The sequence below is a fragment of the Paenibacillus sp. PAMC21692 genome (assembly GCF_014303795.1).
GTDB classification, from domain to species: Bacteria; Bacillota; Bacilli; order Paenibacillales; family Paenibacillaceae; genus Pristimantibacillus; species Pristimantibacillus agaridevorans.
In genome coordinates this window covers 5,586,757-5,606,536 of sequence record NZ_CP060293.1, presented here as the reverse complement: position 1 = coordinate 5,606,536, position 19,780 = coordinate 5,586,757, and the positions used below count along the sequence as shown (strand labels likewise).

Genomic DNA, 19,780 nt, shown 5'->3' with positions numbered 1-19,780 from the left:
GAGTGGAATGAGATGAAAACAATGACGGAAATCGTCATGCCGCAGCTCGCGGAGTCGCTCGTCTCCGCGACGGTCGACCGTTGGCTGAAGCAGCCTGGCGACAGAATCGATATGTACGAGCCTATCTGCGAGCTGTTGACGGACAAAGTAAATGCCGAGCTGCCGTCCACGGTGGCGGGTACTCTGGTGAAAATATTGGTGGGCAACGGGGAGAACGTGCCCGTCGGGACGCCGGTGTGCATCATTGAAACCGAAGGATCGGCTGCAAATACGCAAACGTTGCATTCTTCCCCGGGCTTTGCCGTGGAATCAGCTGGCCAAAGGGCCGATGATGATGATTCGGCGCCAATGCGCAACCGCTACTCGCCTGCCGTACAGCAGCTTGCAAGCGAACATGGCGTACGTCTCTCTGACCTGACGGGAACCGGTCTCGGCGGACGCGTAACCCGCAAGGATGTGATCGCTTATGTAGCGTCCGGCAAACCTGGCGCATCAGCTGCAGCCGCTTCGGCGTCTGGGGTTGATCCAAAGGCGCAGGTCCGTTCCTCGGGGATTCACTTGTCGGAGACGCCTCGTATCCCTAAGATCGAGGTGGAGGGCACGACGTTACCCGGGCGGGGAGAGACCTTTATCGACGTAACGCCGATACGAAATACGATCGCGCGCAACATGCGCCAGAGCGTAAGCGAAATTCCGCATGCCTGGACGATGATCGAGGTGGATGTGACCAATCTCGTGATGCTGCGCAATAAGCTTAAGAACGAATTCATGAAGCGCGAAGGCATCAATCTGACCTATCTGGCATTTCTGCTCAAGGCTGTCGTAAATGCCATCAAGGATTATCCCATCATGAACTCGACTTGGGCCGTGGACAAAATTATCGTAAAACGCGATATCAATATCTCGCTTGCGGTGGGAACGGAGGATTCCGTACTGACGCCGGTTATCAAGAATGCCGATCATAAGAACGTCGCCGGGCTTGCCAAAGAAATCGACGAGCTGGCGCGGAAAACGCGGGAAGGCAAGCTGAACTTATCGGATATGCAAGGCGGAACGTTTACCGTCAACAATACGGGGTCGTTCGGATCCATCTTGTCCTATCCCATCATTAACTATCCGCAGGCGGCCATTCTTACGTTCGAGTCGATCGTAAAACGTCCAGTCGTCATCAACGACATGATCGCGGTACGTTCCATGGCAAATCTTTGCCTGTCGCTCGACCATCGAATTCTGGACGGCGTCATCTGCGGCAGGTTCCTGCAGCGAGTAAAGGACAATCTGGAAAGCTTCAACATGGAAAGCACACTGTACTAAAGAGGGGATAGCGATGACGGAGAGAGAAAACCATTATGCCTCCGGAATGCTGGATGCCCGATATATCGGACAAGTTCCGTACGGCGAAGCATGGAATATGCAGAAGGCGTACGTGAAACAAATCGATGGGGGGGAGCGCGCCGAGACGCTGCTCCTTCTTCAGCATCCGCCTACATATACGCTTGGCTCAGATCGGCATCCGGAGCACTTGCTGCTGGATCAGGAGGAGTTGGCGGCACGTGACATATCCGTGTTCGAGATCGATCGAGGCGGCGATATTACCTATCATGGCCCCGGACAGCTTGTAGGGTACCCGCTGCTGTATCTGGATGCGGTCGGACTGGATCTTCATGCGTATCTGAGATCTCTGGAACAAGTAATCATCGATTGGCTCGGCGGGCATGGTATAGAAGCGGGCCGAAAGCCGGAATATACGGGTGTATGGGTCGGAGACGAAAAGATTGCCGCAATCGGCATCAAGTTTAATAAAGCGCGTCACCGCAGGGGCTTTATTACAAGCCACGGCTTCGCGCTTAACATCAAGTCCGGCATCGCGAGCGAAGGTTTCGGCGGCATCGTGCCCTGCGGCATCCAGCAATTCGGCGTCACTTCATTTAATGATTTGACGGGCCGGAGCTTGTCCGTAGAGGAAGCCGCGGAGGAACTGCTTCCTTACTTCTTGAAGCAATTCCGATACGAACGGACGGACAATGGCGCTTTAACCCAGGAATAAGGAGCCGACACCAGCGAGTACGGTCGTAATGAGCAGTGTGCCCGCGACGATGATGGCTACGAGTCGGATCATTTTTTGCCTTTGCATGTGGAAAACGACGCTCCTTTCTTATCGCTATATGAGCTGCAAGGACCAACCTATCAAAACTATTGTAAACGAAATTCGGGACGGAGGAAACTGCATGATAAAAAAGGATCGTCTGGTTAACCAGTTTATGGAGCTAGTCCGGGTAGACAGCGAGACAGGTCATGAAGGCGAGATCAGCAAAGTATTGAAGCAGGAATTTACGGCTTTGGGTTTGTCGCTGTCGGAGGATGACGCAGCCGCGAAGACGGGACACGGGGCGGGAAATCTTTTCGCCATGCTGGAAGCGACTAAAGGCTGCGAAGGCGCTCCAGTCCTGTTCTTCACGAGTCATATGGATACGGTAACGCCGGGCAACGGAATCAAGCCGCAACTGGACGCCGACGGCTATATTCGCAGTGACGGCACGACGATTCTGGGCGCGGATGACAAAGCGGGGATCTCTGCTATGTTCGAAGCCATTCGCGTGCTCAAAGAAAATAATATCCCTCACGGCCGAGTGCAATTCGTCATTACCGTGGGCGAAGAATCGGGATTGCTGGGAGCAAGATCATTGGATGCCAGCAAGATGGAGGCGGAATTCGGATATGCTCTGGACTCCAATGGCGCGATCGGAGACATTGCCGTAGCCGCTCCTACGCAAGCGAAGGTGACGATCAAGCTCTATGGCAAATCTGCGCACGCTGGCGTTAATCCGGAGGACGGCATCAGCGCGATCCAGATCGCCGGCAAAGCAATCTCTCGCATGCCGCTGGGACGGATTGACACGGAGACGACGGCGAATATCGGCAAGTTCGAAGGCGGCGGCGCAACGAATATCGTTTGCGATTTCGTTACGCTCTACGCGGAGGCGCGGAGCATCGTGCAGCATAAGCTGGACGCTCAGCTGGAGAAGATGAAGGAAGCCGTTTTGTGGGCTGCTCAGGAGTTCGGCGGTCGAGGCGAGTTCGAAAGCGACGTTATCTATCCCGCCTACCAGTACGACGATGGGGACGATGTTGTAGAGCTGGCCAAAGAAGCGATAAAAGCAATCGGCGCCGTTCCCCGAACCTTCCATTCCGGCGGGGGCAGCGACGCGAATATTTTTAACGGCATGGGGATCCCGACCGTTAATCTGGCGGTTGGTTATGAGCATATCCATACGACAAAAGAGCAAATCAAAACGGATGATCTGCTCAAGGTGACGGAGCTTGTCGTGGAGCTGATCAAAAAGGCTTCCCTTCGCACGGCTCGCCGATCGTAAGCCAAACAAGGTCGGAGTCGGATAAGGCCGGATTCGAAGATCCAAGCGTTGCGCGGATTGGCGGGAGCGACCTTGTATAATCGGACAACAATCCTTCTCCAACTGCCGAGGCGGCCAAACGATTCAATTCGCGCCGGACTTCCCAGCCTTTGCCTATGACTCGCAGATGATAGACGGTTACGTATTGTTTCATCCCAATCCACTCCCGTTCATGGTTGATCGCACTATACTGCCTCTAGAAGATGGATATGACGGGAGTGGACAAGTTATGCCTTATTACATCGGTTATTAATCACCTTATAAGGGGGGGCACAGATGAGCGACAAGCTTTCTCAGAAGCAGGGGATGCAGAAGCAAGAGCCGGAGCGTTCGGAACTTTGGCGCGAGGAAACGGTTAGCTCGGAGCAAATATTCGAAGGACGTATTATTTCGCTGCAGGTGGATACGGTGGCTCTGCCAGGCGGACGCACTGCAACGAGGGAAATCGTAAGGCATCCCGGAGCCTCGGCTGTCATGGCGCTGCTGGACGGCAAGCTTCTTGTCGTGGAGCAATACCGCAAGCCGATGGATATCTTTCAAGTGGAAATTCCGGCAGGAAAGCTGGACGGCGACGAGGATCCCGCACTGGCGGCCGCAAGAGAACTGGAAGAAGAGACGGGCTATCGGCCAAAGGGACTTAAGCTCATCTCGTCCTTCTATACGTCGCCGGGCTTTGCCGACGAGAAACTTTATCTATATTTCGCCGATGAGCTTGAGAGAGGCGAGCAGAACCCCGACGAGGATGAAGATTTGTTGGTCGAGGCGATTACGCTGGAGCAGGCGGAGCGCTACATCTCGGAAGGACGCATCAGCGATGCCAAGACGATTCTTGCTGTCTATGCCTGGAAGCTGTATCTCCAGACGGGCACTATTTAGATTGTATGGAGGATGTCCATCGTCAGTATGATGACGGTTCGTTCTATTGCCTGGCATAAGCTGTCCAATGTTTTCATAAGAATAAAGAGACAACCCTTTCGAAGTCGGAAGGGTTTATTCTTTCCTATGGAGAATGGGGTGCGCGGCCTTGAAATACAGGACGAACTTATATATTTTCGTAGCGGTGTTATTTGTAGTCGGCGCCGTATTCGGCGCCTTGATTGTCGGGGCTTTGACGCTGGAGCAGCAGCAAGAGCTGGCGGGAGAGATCAACCGTTATGTGCTATCGGTGGACGGAACGGCGCATGCAAGCGCCGAAACGCTGTTCTGGGACCGATTCTGGTTTCACTTCAAGTGGGTTATGCTGATCTGGATTTTGGGCATCATCGTTATAGGGGTTCCGGGCATATTGGCGCTTAATTTCCTCAAGGGAATGTTGATTGGTTTCACGGGAGGCGTTCTGGTACAGCAATACGGCTGGAAAGGAATTGTATTTTTTGTTTTATCCGTAGCGCCGCAAAATGTCATTGCCGTGCCAGCCATGATGATTGCCAGCGCGGCGGCGATTACCTTTGCCGTCTACGTCGTGAAGCACAGGCTGCTGCTCCAGCAGCAGAAGGGCGAGCTTCTGCCCCAGCTTGGCATGCTTACATCGACCGTTATGATCATGTTATTTCTGTTTGCCGGCTCCGCGTTATTCGAGGCGTATTTGTCTCCCCTAATCATAGGCTGGGCTTCCGTTTACCTGCCTCCACCAAACGGCATCATTTGACAGAGAAACGTTTGACTTTCTGACGGTATTCCCCCTATAATTGTAGTTGACGTTTCCGTAAACTGGATGCGACATGTTGGCAGGGGGGAAACCATGGAAGCCCGGATCGAGACTATAAAGCAGCAATTACAATCGCAGGGCTACAAGCTAACCCCGCAGCGCGAAGCGACAGTAAGAGTATTGCTGGAGAACGAAGAAGATCATCTGAGCGCAGAGGATGTTTTCATGCTCGTAAAGGATAAGGCGCCGGAGATTGGTCTGGCTACCGTATACCGGACGCTGGAGTTGCTGAGCGAAATGCACGTCGTGGAGAAATTGAACTTCGGCGACGGCGTAGCCCGTTATGACTTGAGGGCGGACAACAGCAAGCATCACCATCATCATTTGATCTGCGTACAATGCGGAAGCATGGAAGAGATCAAGGAAGATTGGCTGCTGCCTCTTGAAGAACGGCTGGAGCGCGAATACGGGTTCGCCGTTGCCGACCATCGACTTGACTTCCAGGGTGTCTGCAGACGCTGCCAGGAGAAAAACGACCAACCGAATGAATAACGGAGGCTTCGTCATCCAGCCATGGATGCAGGAGTCTTTTTTCAACTATACCTCTGGACGCGGCCGCGCAAAGCAAAATGGACCATGGCCCTGATAGAGGTTTTTTTAATTCCAGGAAAGATTTAGTTTTTTCTCCATTTCTCCATAATTGACCTGTCATTCTTGGCAAAGTTACATAATTTAAGCCTGCGCTGGATATGGTACGCTTGAGGAAGTATGTACAGGAGGCGATGTGGGATGAAGATCGGTGTGCCGAAGGAAATCAAACAAAGCGAAGGCCGCGTAGCGCTGACCCCTGCAGGAGTGACGATGCTAAAGGCAGCCGGCCATGAAGTCCTCGTCGAGACGAATGCGGGTGAGGGCAGCGGATTTCTGGACGCGGATTACGTGCGGGAAGGCGCATTAATCATGGATTCGCCGCAAGAAGTTTGGGCAGCGGACATGGTCATGAAGGTAAAAGAACCTCTGCAGGAAGAGTTCAAGTATTTCCGCGAGGGACTGATGCTGTTCACTTACCTGCACCTGGCGGCGGCGCCGGAGCTGACGAAGGCGCTTGTCGATAGCGGCGTTACGTCGATCGCTTACGAAACGATCCAGTTGCCGAACGGCAGTCTGCCATTGCTTGTGCCGATGAGCGAAGTAGCGGGGCGCATGGCGGTGCAAGTCGGCGCTCAATTCCTGGAATCCTTTTATGGAGGCCGTGGGGTACTGCTCGGCGGCGTGCCGGGTGTCCCTCCAGCGGAGGTTGTTGTCATAGGCGGCGGAATTGTTGGCACAAATGCGGCCCGGATGGCGCTGGGTTTAGGAGCTAATGTCGTCATTATCGAACGAAGCGCGGAGCGGATGCGTTACCTGGACGAAGTGTTCGACAGCCGAATCCGCACGCTTATGTCGAGTCCGCTCCATATTGCGGATGCTGTCAGTCATGCGGATCTCGTTATCGGCGCCGTGCTGATCCCAGGCGCCAAAGCGCCGCATCTGGTGACGGAGGAGATGGTTCAGCGCATGAAGAAGGGTTCCGTCATCGTTGATGTCGCCGTAGACCAGGGAGGCTCGATCGCAACCGTCGACCGTCCAACCACGCATCGCGACCCTGTTTACGTTAAGCACGGCGTTATTCATTATGCCGTTGCCAATATCCCAGGAGCGGTTCCCAGAACCTCTACATTCGCCCTTACGAACGTGACGATACCATATGCTCTGGAGCTTGCTAACAGCGGCTGGGAAGCCATCAGACGAAGCGTGCCGCTGCAGAAAGGCGTTAACACCCATGCCGGGAAGCTGCTAAATGAAGCCGTAGCGAGCGCCACGGGCCTACCTTTTACGGAGATCGACAAGTGGCTGGATAGCATATCATACGACCGGCTCGATCCTTAAGAGGTTGTTCAAAAAGCCCGCTTCCCATCTTCTACAGCGTTTTTGAAAAAAACGCAGCATCGGAAGCATACGCTATTGTGCTGAAAACCGAACTTTTTGAACTCGCACTTTCAGAGGTCGGCATAATCGGATAAGCCTCCTCATAAGGTGGTACGAACAGCCCCTGCATAAATAGAGCCAGGCTGACGCCGAAACAGCGCACGGGGCATTCGTACGAAGGAGGCCGATCCTGTGGTTATATCGTTTAAAAGCTGGTTTAGCCGGCTGCTCTTTGTCGTCCTGTTCGCAGTGCTGCTTGTGATCGTTTCTGGCGGATACCGCTGGCTGCTGGATGTCGTCTCGCCTTTGCATCCTTACCAAAAACCCAAAGGCGACGCCCTTAAGGTGCTGCAGCAGGTTCCCTCTTCGCCGGAGCACGGCAATTCCGCAAACCGTCTTCGCTGGTTCTACTGGTATGGCGAATAAGAAGCGAAAAGAAGGAAAAAGCAGGACGGATGTGGAATGTCATGAAGGTCATAGCAGCATTATGTTGCCAGCACGAAGCTGTAAGCGCGAAAGGAAGTCACGACTTGAAAGCTCAATTGGAACATTACATACGTTATTTGCAGGATGAACGCGGATTGTCCAAAAACTCCGTAGCCTCTTACGAACGGGATCTCCACTCTTGTTATCTTTATTGCGAGGAAAATGGCATTGGCGCCTGGGAATCCGTGCAGCGTCAGCACCTGGCTTCGTATATGCACCGGTTGAAAGAAAAGGGATTGAAGGCGGCTACGATCTCTCGCCGCGTTGTTGCCGTGCGTGCTTTTTTTCATCACTTGCTGCTAAACGGCAAAATCCTGCGGGATCCGTCGCTGTATCTGGAGTCTCCCAAGCTGGAGAAACGGGCTCCCCAAGTGCTGTCTGTTGATGTAACGACCGCTTTATTGGATTCGCCCAAGACGGACAATGCCTCCGGCAAACGCGATAAAGCTATGTTAGAGCTTCTATATGCAACAGGTATCCGGGTGTCGGAGATGGTGGCGCTTAACATCGAGCATGTCCATCTGCAACTGGGGTACATTCAGTGTACGGGGAGCGGGTTGAAGGAGCGCGTCATTCCATATGGCAGTCATGCCGACGCAGCCATTAGGAGCTATCTCGCCGAAGGAGGACGGGATGCGCTGTTGACAGGGCGGGACGACGGCACTGCCTTGTTTCTGAATCATCTGGGGACGAGAATGACGAGACAAGGCTTCTGGAAGATGGTCAAAAAATACGGCAAGGAAGCACAAATCGAGGAGCAGATTACGCCGCATACGTTAAGGCATTCCGTCGCCTCCCATCTACTGGAGGGCGGCGCGGACGTCAGGACCGTGCAGGAGCTGCTGGGACATGCCGATATCGCCACGACATTAAAATATTCGCAAAGCGCCAAGAACAGGCTTAAGGATGTATATCAGGGAGCGCATCCAAGAGCCTAACATAGAGAGGGTGGACATAAGCTATGAAGTTTGATCGAATTGCCGTTGTTGTCCTGGACAGCGTAGGGATCGGCGAGCTGCCGGATGCCGAACTGTTCGGCGATGCCGGTTCCCATACGCTCGGTCATATCGCAAGCGTCGTGCCGGGTATTTCATTGCCGAATTTAAGAGCTATGGGGCTCGACCGGATCGCGCCTATCGCGGATTGGTCGCCAGCCGGGAAGCCAGCCGAGGCTTATTATGGCAAGATGGCGGAGGTATCCGTCGGCAAGGACACGATGACGGGACATTGGGAGCTTATGGGGCTGAGACTGACCGTGCCTTTTCAAACATTCCCTGACGGTTTCCCTCCCGAGCTTATCGGTCCGTTCGAGGAGCGAACGGGGCGGAAGGTCATCGGGAACAAATCCGCAAGCGGTACCGAGATACTGGACGAGCTGGGGGAGGAGCAGATGAAGACGGGCGCATGGATCGTCTATACATCGGCGGACAGCGTATTCCAAATCGCCGCGCATGAGGAAGTTATCCCTCTGGAGGAGCTGTACCGGGCTTGCGAGATCGCCAGGGAGCTGACAATGGACGAGCGGTTCACAGTCGGGCGAGTGATTGCAAGACCATACGTGGGACGGCCAGGCGAGTTCAGGCGGACTCCGAACCGCCATGACTATGCGGTGAAGCCGCCTCAGCCAACCGTACTGAACGCGCTCAAGGACGGTGGACTCGAGGTGCGGTCCATCGGCAAGATCAACGATATTTTCGACGGTGAAGGCATAACGTCCTCTCAGCAGACGAAAAGCAATGCGGACGGCATTAGGCGAACGATCGACGCGTTGGGCGAGTCCTTTAGCGGTCTGCTGTTCACGAATCTCGTTGATTTCGATTCGTTGTTCGGGCATCGTCGGGATCCTCAAGGTTATGCGGCCGCGTTGGAGGAATTTGACGCTGCGCTGCCTGAGCTAAAGAGCAAGATCGGGCCAAGAGACTTGCTCGTCATTACGGCGGATCACGGGAATGATCCCACTCATCCCGGCACGGATCATACGCGGGAGTATGTGCCGATACTGGCTTACAGTCCGGCGTTCCGAGTGCCCGGCGCTATGCCGGTACGAACAACCTTTGCAGATCTCGGTGCGACAATCGCCGATAATTTTGGTGTTTTAGCTCCGCCTAGCGGGCGCAGCTTTTTGTCCGAGCTAGTGACCGAAACCGCCGCAGAATAAACTGCTGGAAGGCGGAATGCAAACAAGCCGTCCGGCTTCTTTATACGAGACAACTATGAACTGGAAGGGGAAGTAAACATGTTGAATCAACTAATGAACGCACATATTGTGGAAGCTGCGGCTTTTATCCGGGAAAAGACGGCGCTGTCGCCGGAAATCGGGCTTATTATGGGCTCCGGTCTAGGCGTGCTGGGCGACCATTTGGAGGAGCCGGTCGTCATCCCGTACCACGACATTCCCCACTTTCCGATCTCGACCGTGGAGGGACATGCCGGCGAGCTGTTGATCGGCCGCTTGTCTGGCAGAATCGTCGTATTAATGCGCGGCCGGTTCCATATGTACGAGGGTTACGGTCCGGAACTTACGGCTTTTCCGGTACGCGTGATGAAGGCGCTGGGCGTCCGCGCTTTGCTCGTAACGAATGCGGCCGGAGGCATTAATCTGGACTTCGCTTCGGGCAACCTGATGCTGATCTCCGACCATATTAACCTGACAGGTCGCAATCCGCTTATCGGACCAAATGACGATTCGCTCGGCGTGCGCTTTCCCGACATGTCGGAAGCGTACAGCAAGCGGCTGCGCGAGGTTGCGAAGGAGATTGCTTCCATGCAAGGCTTTGCGCTGAAGGAAGGTGTCTATGCCGGACTGCTGGGTCCGTCGTACGAGACGCCGGCCGAGATCCGGATGCTTCGCGCGCTTGGCGCGGATGCCGTCGGAATGTCGACGGTCGCCGAAGTGATTGCGGCTCGCCATTCCGGCATTGAAGTGGTCGGTATTTCCTGCATTACGAATATGGCGTCCGGAATTCTGGACCAGCCGCTGTCCCACGAGGAAGTGATGGAGACGGCGGAACGAGTCAAGTCCCGGTTCCTGGGACTTGTGACATCGTTGATTTCGAAAATGTAAGCGGGATTGTAACATAATTGTAATAATTTGCTCGACTCATTATGACAGTGTTTTTCGTTGCGCTCGTCGTATAATGTCCATGATTACAGAAAGATGGAGTGGACAACGTCATGGACAAGCTGTTATTGGAGCTGGAGAGGCTTCGCGGAGAGATGGTGGAGACGGCGCTGATCGAACAGGACCTTCTTCATCAAGACGTGCTGGTGTTAAGCCAGACGCTTGATGAAATTATCGTCCAAGTGCAATCGGAGAGGCTGTCGCAATCCAAAAGCCGCGTATTTTCCAGATCGAGCTGACGCAAGGCAACATACGGGCATGGATACTGGAGGAGGCCGTTATGCGGGCAGTGGATTGTATACACAAAAAGAGGAATGGCGGGGAGCTGAGCTCCGCAGAGATTGCCTTTCTGATCAAAGGATATAGCAGCAGCGATATTCCCGATTATCAGATGTCTGCATGGGCTATGGCCGTATTCTATCAAGGCATGACCGAAGACGAGACCGCGGCATTGACGATGGCTATGGCTGAATCCGGCGACATGGTGAACCTGTCGCCAATTCGCGGCGTCAAGGTGGACAAACACAGCACAGGCGGCGTCGGCGATAAGACAACGCTAATTATCGGTCCCCTCGTCGCTTCCGCGGGCGTCCCCGTTGCCAAGATGTCGGGAAGGGGCCTTGGCCACACCGGCGGCACGATCGACAAGCTGGAATCCATACCAGGCTTCCGCACGGAGCTGGATCGGGAGACGTTTATCGCCCAAGTGAACGATCTTGGGCTGGCCGTTATCGGTCAGAGCGGCGACTTGGCGCCCGCGGACAAAAAGCTGTATGCCCTTAGGGATGTAACGGCAACGGTAGAGTCTATACCGCTTATCGCAAGCTCCGTCATGAGCAAAAAAATTGCGGCTGGCGCGGATGCGATCGTGCTGGACGTAAAGACGGGCAGCGGCGCGTTTATGAAGACGCAGGCGGATGCGGAGAAGCTGGCTGCAGCTATGGTTGGTATTGGGAATCAGGTTGGACGCGATACGGCAGCCGTCATCAGCGATATGGATCAGCCGCTGGGCTTCGCGATCGGCAATGCGCTTGAGGTGGCGGAAGCGGTCGAGACGCTGCGCGGTCAGGGACCGGAGGACTTGACGGAGCTTTGTCTTGCGTTAGGCTCTCATATGGTGGTGCTTGGCGGCGCGGCTTCCTCTATCGAAGAGGGAAAGAGACTTCTTCGGGAGCGCCTTAATAACGGCGAAGCGCTGGCGAAATTCAAAGCTTTTATCGAAGCGCAAGGCGGAGACGGCTCCGTTGTCGATCATCCGGATAGGCTGCCTGCTGCGCCGGCGCGTATCCAAGTGCTTGCGCCGATCGGCGGTTATGTGGCGGCTATCGATGCGGAGCAGCTTGGACTTGCGGCGATGATGCTAGGCGCTGGCAGGGCGACGAAGGACGCGGCCATCGATTATGCGGTGGGTCTCGTTATCGTCAAGAAGGTCGGCGATGAAGTGACGGAAGGCGAGCCGATTGCTACTCTTCACATCCGTGTGGAGAATGGCGAAACGGCAAGCGTCGTAGACAGGGTGAAAGCCGCGTACAGCATCCAATCGGCGCGGCCGAATGTAAAACCGCTCCTGTTAGCCGTCGTGACGAAGGACGGCGTTAAGCGGCTCGCGGAAGGCAACTAAATCAAGGACATGGAACCGCCGATCGGCATTTGCCGATTGGCGGTTTTTTGAATTCCGTCATCGGCCCCATATAGGAATAATTTCCTGCAAGAAGGTTAACACTGAAAAGGAAAATAGTACCGACAATCATCCAGGAGGGACCTGACGTTGAAAATTAGATTCGTCACCATTCTTGCACTAACTGTAGCGATGGCTCTTGCGCTGCCGACCTTTGCCGCCGCGGAGGAAGGGGCTCCGCATATCGATTTGGCGCCATCCGCCCGCTCCGCGATTTTGATGGATGCCGACAGCGGCACGGTCATCTTTGAGAAAAACAGCCATGACCAGCTTCCCCCGGCCAGTATTACGAAGATCATGACGCTGCTCCTCGTTATGGAGGCGCTCGACAACGGTCAGCTTAAGCTGACCGACAAAGTAAGCACAAGCGAATACGCGGCTTCGATGGGCGGCTCGCAGATTTTCCTGGAACAAGGGGAGGAAATGTCGGCCGAAGACATGATTAAGGGAATCGCGCTTGCGTCCGGCAACGATGCGTCTGTCGCTATGGCCGAGAAGCTTGCGGGGACCGAGATGAACTTTGTGGCGATGATGAACGCGAAGGCTCAGGAGCTCGGCATGAAGGATACCCATTTCGTTAATCCGAACGGGCTGCCTGTACAGGGACATTATTCGTCCGCTCACGATATCGCCATCATGTCGCGCGAGCTGCTCAAACATCAGGAAGTGACAAAGTACACGGGTCTTTACCAGGATTACTTGAGAAAAGATTCCGAGAAGCCGTTCTGGCTCGTCAACACGAATAAGCTCGTGCGATTCTATAGCGGCGCCGACGGACTTAAGACGGGTTATACAAGCGAAGCGAAATATTGTCTTTCCGCTACCGCGAAGCGCGACGACATGCGGATTATCGCGGTCGTAATGGGCGAACCGACGACGAAGCATCGTAACGTTGAAGTTTCCCAGATGTTCGATTATTCCTTTGCGCAATATATGAACTATCCCGTCATCGAAGCAGGCGACGGCATCGGCAAACTTCGTGTAGCCAAGGGCATGCAGTCCGAGCTCCCGCTTGTGGCGGATCGGCCCTATAGCGTGTTATTGAAAAAGGGCACCCCGACGGCCAACATACGTTACGAGCTTAAGCTTAACGAAGTCGTCAAGGCGCCTGTTGCGGCAGGAGATTCTGTCGGCAAGCTGGTCGTCTACGATGGAGATCAAGTGCTGAAGGAGTTTGCCATCACTTCGCCGGAGGATGTGGGCAAGGCGAATTGGTGGAAGATGCTGAAACGATCCGCTTCCAGTCTGTTCAGCAATTAATATCTTATTGTGGAAGCTGCACTCCGCGCTATTTGTCAGCTTGTAGCGGTAATCTTCTAGTTTTGTCGGCATGCAGGAATACGAAGCGCTGCTGTTGAATCCCTTGTTCTATCTCGGCGATTGCATCTATGCAAGATTGACTGTGAGGGAGATGAGGAGCGTACATGAGTCTGCAAATCGAGTTGGAGCATTACCGCAACGTGTTGATTGTAAGGCTATACGGCGAGCTGGACCATCATACGGCTAACGTCGTGCGGTACAAGATGGAGGAAGCTCTCCTGAAAGACCAAGTGAATCATGTCATTCTTAGCCTCAAAGAGCTGCAATTTATGGACAGCTCGGGACTCGGCGTCATCTTGGGACGCTATAAGCAAGTCAAGAGCAAGGGCGGCAAGATGGTCGTCTGCGACATCAATCCCGGCGTAAAGCGGTTGTTCGAGCTGTCCGGGTTGTTCAAAATCATATCGGTTCACGACAACGAGAGGAACGCGATATCGTCTTTGGAGGTGGTGTCATGACAGGGAGCAACCAAATGAAGCTGACGTTCAGCGCACGCTCGGAGAATGAGGCGTTCGCCCGCGTCGCGGTGTCGGCCTTCGTCTCCCAGCTGGACCCGACGCTTGAAGAGCTGAACGATCTTAAGACCGCCGTGTCCGAGGCCGTCACGAATGCGATCATTCACGGCTACGACAACGATTCGTCGCGCGAAGTCACGATTGAAGCCAGCATCGAGCGGGATACCGTCTCCATTATCGTCTCGGACGAAGGAAACGGCATTGAGGACGTAGAGCTGGCACGTCAACCATTGTACACATCAAAGCCGGAGCTCGAGCGTTCCGGAATGGGTTTTACGATCATGGAAAATTTTATGGATCACTTCGAAGTAGCGAGCCGAGTCGACGGGGGAACCCGGGTGGCGATGGTCAAGCGGATCGAATCAAAAAAAGCGCTCTATAACTAGCGCATAGGGAGGCCCAGCCTCATGAAAGCAGATATGAAGCAATCAGCCCAGCCCTATCTTGACGATGCCGAAGTCAAACGACTGATCGCGCTAAGCCAATCCGGCGACTCCGTCGCCCGCGACACGTTGGTAAACTGCAATATACGCCTCGTGTGGTCCGTCGTGCAACGCTTCATGAACCGCGGCTACGAGCCGGAGGATCTGTTCCAGATCGGATGTATCGGACTTCTGAAGTCGGTGGACAAGTTCGATCTGTCGTACGACGTCAAGTTCTCCACCTATGCGGTGCCGATGATTATCGGCGAGATCCAGCGATTCCTGCGGGACGATGGCACGCTGAAGGTAAGCCGCTCGCTCAAGGAGACGGCCAACAAGGTCCGCAAGATGAAGGATGAGCTGTCGAAGACGATGGGCAGGCTTCCGACGATCGGCGAAGTGGCGGAAGCGCTCGGCATTACGCCGGAGGATGTCGTATTCGCGCAGGAGGCGAACAAGCCGCCAACTTCTATTCACGAGACGGTGTTCGAGAACGACGGCGATCCCATCACGCTGATGGATCAAATCGCCGACGATTCGCAAGAGCGTTGGTTCGATAAGCTTGCCCTCGAGGAAGCGATCGAAGGACTTAGCGAACGCGAACGGCTAATCGTGTTCCTCCGGTATTATAGGGACAAGACGCAATCCGAGGTTGCAAGCAGGCTCGGCATCTCGCAAGTGCAAGTATCGCGGCTGGAGAAAAAAATATTGCAGTCCATCAGGGACCAAATCGCTCAATAGCGGTTTGGTTCTTTTTCTCGTGTGAAGGCGCATGCCTGCAATATTGTTTGAAATTGGTTGAGTATCCTAATCCTTCGCGTCCCATACTAACGTTGAAAACAGCATAACAAGATTTTGTTTATGCAGAAGGGATGATCCAGAGATGGGCGAGAAGGTCCAATCCGTTATCTATCTGCGATTGAAAAAAAGAATATACATCAAGCCGCATCATATGGTCACGCTGGGGCAGGTTGCCCGGCTTCTAACGGACGAAGATGAGCTGGCGCAAAGGCTGGCCGCGCTCCCGCTCTACGATCATCGCAAAAGCGACGGAAACCGGGTTGTCATCGATCTCCTGCAGATCGTCAAAAAAATACGCGGCGAGATAGAGAACGTCACGGTGGAGGCCTATGGCGACCCGCAGGTGCTGATCATGGTGGCGGACAAACCGGTCAAGCCGAGATATGTCATGCTGGTGCTGTCCTGGCTGCTGCTTTTTTTTGGCGCCGGTCTTGCGATCATGAACTTTCACACGGATGTCAGCATGAGGGAGGTACATATCCGGATCGTCGAGCTTATTACGGGCGAACGGGTGGAGCACCCGCTGTGGTTCCAAATCCCATATTCGCTAGGCATTGGCCTCGGGATGGTGCTGTTTTTCAACCATATTTTCCGCAAGAGGTTCAATGAGGAACCAAACCCGCTGGAAGTAGAGCTGTACATGTATCAGGAGAATATGAATGCTTATGTCATTGCCGACGAGATCCGCAAGCAGGCCGATTATGACCAGATGCGCAAAGGCGGAGGCGGTGTTCGCAATGATTAGGGCAGTGGAAAATCTATTTATCGCCGTCCTGGGGGTCGCGGGAGGGCTTGCGGTAGGGAGCGGGCTCGTGGCTTTGCTTATCGTGTTCGATCTTGTGCCCCGGCTTGCGCAGCTGTCCCGCGCGTTCCGGATGTCAATCTGGTTCGAGACGGCGATCGTGTGCGGCTCGCTGTATTGGACGTTCGCCGACTTTATGGATTGGAAGGTCCGTCTGCCGTCCGCATTCGCTCTGGCGGGATCCGGACTCCTTGACGGGATGTTCGTAGGCATGCTTGCTGCCGCGCTAACGGAGGTCATAAACGTACTGCCTATTCTGGCTAAACGGCTTGGTTTATCCGCCTACATGTTCGGCCTGGTGATGGCCATGGTGCTCGGCAAAACCGTTGGCTCGTTGTTCGACTGGCTGGTGTTCCAATGGTAATTCGAGAGCAGCTGAAGCGGTAATATTTCAGAGGGATAAGGACGAGGTGAGAAACGTGGCGAATATGGACAATGAAAAGTTCGACGGTCAAGATAAAGGCTCTGAAGAAGTCATGGCGTTTTTGTCGGATGACAAAGGAGAAGATGCGGCAGTTCGTTCGCGACAGCAGGACGAGGGTGAAGAGGATCGGCAAGCAGGCGGAGACCATGGGAGCCATGATGAGACTTCCGAACAAGGCGAAGTGACCAGCGCGGGCGGTCGCAAGTGGAATGAGCAGGAAACGTCAAACCAGCCCATCCCCGAACATCTGGACGATGTGCTGGAGAAGCTTAAAACGGATGTCGGCTACGGCACAAGCTTTGATATCGTCGTAAGGGAAATGACCTTCGGAGAGAGACGGACGGCATTATTTTGCCTAAATGGTTTGTCCAAGGATGATCTGCTGACAGAAGTGCTCAAGCGGCTCACTTACCTGCATCCCGACGATCTAAGCAGCGATGCGGTGCATGCCTTCGTGGATCTCTATGTCCCTGCCGCGCAGGTAGACAGGGAAGAGGATTGGGACAAACTGGTCAACAGCGTTCTTGCCGGGGGCTCCGCTTTGTTTATCGACGGCGAGACTACAGCGCTTAAGATCGATGCGAAGAATCTTCCCGCTCGCGGTCCGGAGGAGCCTTCGCTGGAGAAGGTCGTAAGGGGCAGCCGCGACGGCTTTATCGAGACGTTGATGGTCAACATCTCGCTTGTCCGGAGAAGGCTTCGCGATCCCAAGCTTCGTTACGAGCTGATCCAAATCGGCGAGCGAACGAAAACGGATGTCTGCATTGCCTATATTGATGACATCGTGGACAATCAGCTGCTGGAGTCGATCAAGGATAAGATTTCCAAGGTCAAGGTGGACGGCTTGCCGTTGGCGGACAAGCAGTTGGAGGAGGCGACCATCAAACGGGGCTGGAGCCCCTTCCCGCTGGTACGTTACTCGGAACGGCCGGACACCGTCGCCGCGCATCTTCTCGAGGGAGCCGTCGCCGTGTTCGTCGACACGTCGCCATCCGTCATGACCCTTCCCACAACGTATACGGATCTGATGCAGCATGCCGAAGAAAATCGCCAGACGCCGTTTATCGGCACTTATCTACGGTGGGTGAGGTTCGCCGGCGTTTTCGCGTCGTTGTTCATGCTGCCTTTATGGCTGCTGTTCGTCATGCATCCCGAATACAAGCCTGCCATGCTGGAGTTTCTAGGTCCGAGCGAGATGGGCAAAATACCGCTGTTCGTCCAGTTCTTGTTAGCCGAAATCGGTATTGATCTCATGCGGATGGCATCCGTCCACACCCCTTCTTCCCTGGCCACCGCGATGTCGCTAGTAGCCGCCATCCTGATCGGGGACATCGCGGTGCAGACAGGTGTATTCGTGAACGAGGTCATTCTATATATGGCGATCGCGGCAATAGGCATGTTCGCCACGCCGAGCTATGAGCTGGGACTTGCTAACCGGATCGTGCGGCTCGTGCTTCTGGCGGCCGTGGCTGCTTTCAACGTGCCGGGGCTTGTCGTCAGCACGACAGTCATTTTGATTTATCTGACGGTAGAGCGGTCCATGAACCGTCCGTACATGTGGCCGATCATTCCCTTTGACGCAAGGGCGATGATCAGCATTATTTTCCGTCAGCCGCTGCTCTATAACCGCAAACGTCCCAATATTTTGAGGCCAAAGCAGATCAATAAAATGCCCAGTACGGAATAGAAGCCCAAAAAATACAAATGAAATGCGTATTTATCCATTTCGGACAACAACGTTTTGCGTTATACTGATGCCATAAGATGCAAATCATATCCGCTGGCAAACAAGGCGGCGGAGAAAGACGAGGGGAAAACAATATGTATCTGCATGGTACCAGCACAATTAACGCGAGTGGCCATCTTGAAATCGGAGGGCGTGACGTTGCCGATCTGGCAAAGGAGTTCGGCACGCCGTTATATATCGTTGATGAGACGCTTGTTCGTCAGCGCGCAAGAGAATACGTAGAAGCATTTAAAGCATCGGGACTGAAATTCCAGGTCGCTTACGCCAGCAAAGCGTTTAGCGTTATGGCCATGTGCTCCATCGCCGAGCAGGAAGGCCTGTCGCTGGACGTCGTGTCCGACGGCGAGCTGTATACGGCGCTCCAAGCCGGCTTCCCGGCTCATCGCATTCACTTCCATGGCAACAACAAAACGCCGGACGAAATCGAGATGGCTCTCGACGCCGAGATCGGCTGCTTCGTCGTGGACAACTTCCACGAGCTTGCTCTGCTTAACGCCATAGCAGGCGAGAAGGGCAAAAAGGTTAATATTCTGCTTCGCATTACGCCGGGCGTAGAAGCGCATACGCATGATTATATTTCGACGGGACAACAGGATTCCAAGTTCGGCTTCGATCTTGGCAACGGAGCGGCGAAGAAAGCCATCGAGCAAGCGAGCGCCCTTCCTAACCTGGAAGTGCTCGGCGTACATTCCCATATCGGTTCCCAAATTTTCGAGGTGGAAGGTTTCCGCATGGCAGTGGACAAGGTGGCCGGGTTCGCGGTATCCATTCGCTCCGAGCTGGGGCTGACGTTCAAGGTGATTAACCTGGGCGGAGGTTTCGGCATCCGTTACGTCGAAGGCGACACGCCTCTGCCGATCAGCGAATACGTCGAGGCCATTACCGGTGCGATCAAGTCCAATTTCTCCGCAGCCGACTTCCCGCTTCCAGAGATCTGGGTAGAGCCAGGCCGCAGCATGGTTGGCGATGCAGGCACGACGCTGTACACGATTGGGACAAGCAAAAACATTCCGGGCGTGCGCAAATACATTGCCGTTGACGGCGGCATGACGGACAACCCGCGTCCCGCACTGTACCAATCCCGTTACGAGGCGATTCTTGCAAACCGTGCCAACGAAGCGGCAGAGGAGACCGTATCCATCGCGGGCAAGTGCTGCGAGAGCGGCGATATGCTGATCTGGGATCTGGAGCTTCCGAAGGCGGAAAGCGGCGATTTGCTCGCGGTATTCTGCACGGGCGCCTACAATTACGCCATGGCAAGCAACTACAATCGAATTCGTCGTCCCGCCGTTGTCTTCGTAAAAGACGGCGAAGCGGACCTCGTCGTAAAGCGCGAATCGCTTGATAATATCGTATGCAACGACGTTATTCCGGCAAGACTGCAGAAATCCCCCCTTGCGAAATAAGGACGGAATTGGTAACGTAGTCATATACG

At 54.4% G+C, this 19,780-nt stretch carries 22 protein-coding genes; 21 read left to right on the top strand and 1 reads right to left on the bottom strand.

Going from position 1 to position 19,780, the window contains the following annotated elements:
- Nucleotides 1-12: 12 nt before the first annotated feature.
- From H7F31_RS22855 to H7F31_RS22845, 3 genes are all read left to right on the top strand, one after another.
- Nucleotides 13-1,314 carry a dihydrolipoamide acetyltransferase family protein gene (locus H7F31_RS22855; protein WP_187100667.1) on the top strand — a complete coding sequence of 434 codons (1,302 nt, stop codon included), beginning with the start codon at nt 13-15 and terminating at the stop codon, nt 1,312-1,314.
- A 13-nt stretch (nt 1,315-1,327) separates the two neighbouring features.
- Nucleotides 1,328-2,047 carry a lipoyl(octanoyl) transferase LipB gene (gene lipB / locus H7F31_RS22850; RefSeq protein ID WP_187100666.1) on the top strand — a complete coding sequence of 240 codons (720 nt, stop codon included), beginning with the start codon at nt 1,328-1,330 and terminating at the stop codon, nt 2,045-2,047.
- Nucleotides 2,048-2,228: 181 nt separating this feature from the next.
- A complete protein-coding gene (locus H7F31_RS22845; protein WP_187100665.1) occupies nt 2,229-3,374 on the top strand; it encodes a M20/M25/M40 family metallo-hydrolase in 1,146 nt (381 codons plus the stop codon).
- Here H7F31_RS22845 and H7F31_RS22840 read toward each other — a convergent pair.
- The gene (locus H7F31_RS22840; RefSeq protein ID WP_187100664.1) at nt 3,337-3,567 is read right to left on the bottom strand and encodes a hypothetical protein; all 231 of its coding nucleotides are present in this window, start codon (nt 3,565-3,567) and stop codon (nt 3,337-3,339) included. The genes H7F31_RS22845 and H7F31_RS22840 overlap by 38 nt on opposite strands.
- Nucleotides 3,568-3,719: 152 nt before the next feature.
- Here H7F31_RS22840 and H7F31_RS22835 point away from each other — a divergent pair, with 152 nt between their 5' ends.
- From H7F31_RS22835 to lysA, 18 genes are all read left to right on the top strand, one after another.
- Nucleotides 3,720-4,289 (top strand): NUDIX hydrolase, encoded by a 570-nt coding sequence (locus H7F31_RS22835; RefSeq protein WP_187105488.1) that lies wholly within the window; start codon nt 3,720-3,722, stop codon nt 4,287-4,289.
- A gap of 148 nt (nt 4,290-4,437) precedes the next feature.
- Nucleotides 4,438-5,061 carry a stage II sporulation protein M gene (spoIIM, locus tag H7F31_RS22830; protein ID WP_261800105.1) on the top strand — a complete coding sequence of 208 codons (624 nt, stop codon included), beginning with the start codon at nt 4,438-4,440 and terminating at the stop codon, nt 5,059-5,061.
- Nucleotides 5,062-5,154: 93 nt separating this feature from the next.
- Complete coding sequence (locus H7F31_RS22825) at nt 5,155-5,613, top strand: ferric iron uptake transcriptional regulator (RefSeq protein WP_108996210.1); 459 nt, start codon at nt 5,155-5,157, stop codon at nt 5,611-5,613.
- A gap of 237 nt (nt 5,614-5,850) precedes the next feature.
- Nucleotides 5,851-6,990, top strand: a complete 1,140-nt coding sequence (gene ald, locus H7F31_RS22820; RefSeq protein WP_187100662.1) for an alanine dehydrogenase — start codon at nt 5,851-5,853, stop codon at nt 6,988-6,990.
- A gap of 231 nt (nt 6,991-7,221) precedes the next feature.
- Nucleotides 7,222-7,455, top strand: coding sequence for a DUF4227 family protein (locus H7F31_RS22815; protein ID WP_187100661.1), 234 nt, complete (start codon nt 7,222-7,224; stop codon nt 7,453-7,455).
- Nucleotides 7,456-7,559: 104 nt separating this feature from the next.
- The gene (gene xerD / locus H7F31_RS22810) at nt 7,560-8,453 is read left to right on the top strand and encodes a site-specific tyrosine recombinase XerD (protein WP_087567060.1); all 894 of its coding nucleotides are present in this window, start codon (nt 7,560-7,562) and stop codon (nt 8,451-8,453) included.
- Between the two features lie 23 nt (nt 8,454-8,476).
- A complete protein-coding gene (deoB, locus tag H7F31_RS22805) occupies nt 8,477-9,673 on the top strand; it encodes a phosphopentomutase (RefSeq protein ID WP_187100660.1) in 1,197 nt (398 codons plus the stop codon).
- A 78-nt stretch (nt 9,674-9,751) separates the two neighbouring features.
- A complete protein-coding gene (locus H7F31_RS22800; protein WP_261800104.1) occupies nt 9,752-10,579 on the top strand; it encodes a purine-nucleoside phosphorylase in 828 nt (275 codons plus the stop codon).
- Nucleotides 10,580-10,689: 110 nt separating this feature from the next.
- Nucleotides 10,690-10,875 (top strand): Spo0E family sporulation regulatory protein-aspartic acid phosphatase, encoded by a 186-nt coding sequence (locus H7F31_RS22795; RefSeq protein ID WP_187100659.1) that lies wholly within the window; start codon nt 10,690-10,692, stop codon nt 10,873-10,875.
- Between the two features lie 41 nt (nt 10,876-10,916).
- Nucleotides 10,917-12,257, top strand: a complete 1,341-nt coding sequence (locus H7F31_RS22790) for a pyrimidine-nucleoside phosphorylase (RefSeq protein WP_187100658.1) — start codon at nt 10,917-10,919, stop codon at nt 12,255-12,257.
- Between the two features lie 189 nt (nt 12,258-12,446).
- Nucleotides 12,447-13,574: a D-alanyl-D-alanine carboxypeptidase family protein gene (locus tag H7F31_RS22785; protein ID WP_187105486.1), complete on the top strand. Its 1,128-nt coding sequence runs from the start codon at nt 12,447-12,449 to the stop codon at nt 13,572-13,574.
- 164 nt (nt 13,575-13,738) lie between these two features.
- Nucleotides 13,739-14,092, top strand: a complete 354-nt coding sequence (gene spoIIAA, locus H7F31_RS22780) for an anti-sigma F factor antagonist (protein WP_087567055.1) — start codon at nt 13,739-13,741, stop codon at nt 14,090-14,092.
- Complete coding sequence (gene spoIIAB / locus H7F31_RS22775; protein ID WP_087567054.1) at nt 14,089-14,535, top strand: anti-sigma F factor; 447 nt, start codon at nt 14,089-14,091, stop codon at nt 14,533-14,535. Before spoIIAA ends, spoIIAB begins: the two co-directional genes overlap by 4 nt.
- A 21-nt stretch (nt 14,536-14,556) precedes the next feature.
- Entirely contained in the window at nt 14,557-15,312 is a 756-nt protein-coding gene (gene sigF / locus H7F31_RS22770; RefSeq protein WP_087567053.1) for an RNA polymerase sporulation sigma factor SigF, read from the top strand.
- Between the two features lie 142 nt (nt 15,313-15,454).
- Complete coding sequence (locus tag H7F31_RS22765; protein WP_187100657.1) at nt 15,455-16,117, top strand: stage V sporulation protein AA; 663 nt, start codon at nt 15,455-15,457, stop codon at nt 16,115-16,117.
- A complete protein-coding gene (locus tag H7F31_RS22760) occupies nt 16,110-16,538 on the top strand; it encodes a stage V sporulation protein AB (protein WP_187100656.1) in 429 nt (142 codons plus the stop codon). The genes H7F31_RS22765 and H7F31_RS22760 overlap by 8 nt, the downstream gene beginning before the upstream one ends.
- A gap of 64 nt (nt 16,539-16,602) precedes the next feature.
- Nucleotides 16,603-18,285 carry a spore germination protein gene (locus tag H7F31_RS22755; RefSeq protein WP_261800549.1) on the top strand — a complete coding sequence of 561 codons (1,683 nt, stop codon included), beginning with the start codon at nt 16,603-16,605 and terminating at the stop codon, nt 18,283-18,285.
- Nucleotides 18,286-18,419: 134 nt separating this feature from the next.
- On the top strand, nt 18,420-19,751 hold the full coding sequence (lysA, locus tag H7F31_RS22750; RefSeq protein ID WP_187100655.1) for a diaminopimelate decarboxylase: 1,332 nt from the start codon (nt 18,420-18,422) through the stop codon (nt 19,749-19,751).
- Nucleotides 19,752-19,780 lie beyond the last annotated feature (29 nt).